This is a genomic window from Corynebacterium sp. KPL2895, assembly GCF_040225815.1.
Lineage (GTDB): Bacteria > Actinomycetota > Actinomycetes > Mycobacteriales > Mycobacteriaceae > Corynebacterium > Corynebacterium rhinophilum.
In genome coordinates, this window is the sequence record NZ_JBEHFY010000058.1 from 1 (window position 1) to 749 (window position 749).

The 749-nt window shown below is 55.0% G+C and carries 1 pseudogene; it reads left to right on the top strand.

Annotated features, from left to right (window positions below):
- A pseudogene (locus tag ABRP95_RS12045) lies at positions 1-749 on the top strand (IS3 family transposase); the annotation flags it as partial.

Below are 749 nucleotides of genomic sequence, written 5' to 3' on the forward strand. Positions count from 1 at the left end.
ATGCAGCCAGAGCAAGGCGAATTTCAGTATCAAGCGCATGGCACGCCTTTTGAAGGTATCTCGGTCTGGATACTACACATGGGCCCATATGCAGCAGCAACGCTTATCCGGAAAAGATGATCGTGCGGCATTTTACGATGATGTTGATAGCAAGATTCACCAGATCTGAAAAAGACTCCGACGAGGTTTATGGTGCCCCGCGGATCACCGCAGAATTTACCGAGCGCTACCAGATCACCTTGAATCGCAAGACTGTGGCTAAGCGGATGCGCCTGATGGGCATTGAAGGGATTTCACCGCGTGCTTTTGTGCCCGTGACAACGATTCAAGCCAAGCGTAAGTCGAGTCTTCCGGACCTGGTCCGGCGCATGTGTGATACCGGTGAGCTTAACCGGGTGTGGATGTCAGATATTACCTACCTGCGCACCGGTGAAGGATGGTTGTACTTATGTGCAGTCCGCGACGGTCATTCCCGCAGGGTACTGGGCTGGGCTATGGATCGCGTTCAAGACACAAGTTTGGTCGAACGGGCCCTGCGGATGGCGCACACACTTCCGTGGTGACGTTCCTGATGGGCTGGTGTTTCACGCCGACCGCGGAACGCAATTTACCAGCGAGAAGCTTTGGGAGGTGTGCCGAAACCTGGGCATTGCTCAGTCCGTGGGGCGTACCGGGGTGTGTTTCGATAATGCGATGGCTGAGTCGTTCTGGTCGACGCTTAAGACCGAGTTCTACGACCGGAAGCGCTG